This is a genomic window from Nocardiopsis yanglingensis (assembly GCF_045809185.1).
Classification (GTDB): Bacteria; Pseudomonadota; Gammaproteobacteria; order Xanthomonadales; family Xanthomonadaceae; genus Stenotrophomonas; species Stenotrophomonas yanglingensis.
In genome coordinates, this window is the sequence record NZ_JBJNRH010000002.1 from 186982 (window position 1) to 187866 (window position 885).

Annotated in this window: 1 protein-coding gene; it reads left to right on the forward strand. The window is 64.5% G+C overall.

All coding sequences use genetic code 11. The features are described 5' to 3' along the window. Positions 1 to 90: 90 nt before the first annotated feature. Positions 91 to 816, forward strand: coding sequence for a hypothetical protein (locus tag ACJ7C5_RS04060; RefSeq protein ID WP_412703121.1), 726 nt, complete (start codon positions 91 to 93; stop codon positions 814 to 816). Positions 817 to 885 lie beyond the last annotated feature (69 nt).

Consider the following 885-nt stretch of genomic DNA (forward strand, 5'->3'; position numbering starts at 1 on the left):
TTTTTGGGCGGGCCGGGGGCCCCAACCAACTATTTTTCCCGCGTCTGCCGCCCCGCGGCCGGCACTACCGATCCAATTCAAAGGACTGACATGATCCACCAGACTGAACTGCGCGACCTGCTGCCCGGCATGGTCCCCTTCCCCACCGACGTCTTCCCCGCCGACCAGACCTGGCTCGGCCAGCACCTGCTGCCGCTGCTGAAGATCGACCTCGGTGTGCTGCGCCCGGAACTAGCCGGCCAGCTGGCAACGATGTTGTGTCCGATCGAGCCGTACGACGGCTGCATCGGCGAAAGCACCGAAGAACACCACAACGATTTCACCGGCACCAACTGGATCGCCTTCGAACTGACCGCCGGCAACGAGATGCGTTTCCTCGGCAACGAGGGCTATTTCATCGGCGACGCGGTGCAGGACAAGGACGCGCAGGAACACATCGCGCAGATGCGCGAGAGCTACGCCAAGGCCCGCGACTACCATGCCGCGCACGGCCGTCTCGCCTGCTACTCGCGCTACGGCAAGGGTGAGGCCAGCGAGCGCGATTACCTGGATACGCTGGGCGGCCCGATAGGTTTCGGCAACTGGACCGAGACCGCAGAGATTCCCGCGGCATTCGAACTGGGCTTCACCGAGGCTGCCGATGACCCCAACGCTGCGGACGATGCCGAAACAGTGATCATCACCCGCAATGGCAACAAATTCTTCGCCGTGGCCGACGTGGCCGGCTACAACTGGTGCGCCACCGGCGCCGATGCGATCGTGATGCTGTACGAGCCGGAAAGCCGCACGGTGCTGTTCTCGTACGACTGGTCATAAACCCGCCTGGTAGTGCCGGCCGCTGGCCGGCATTTCGCGTGCTGCCGGCCAGCGGCCGGCACTACCCGA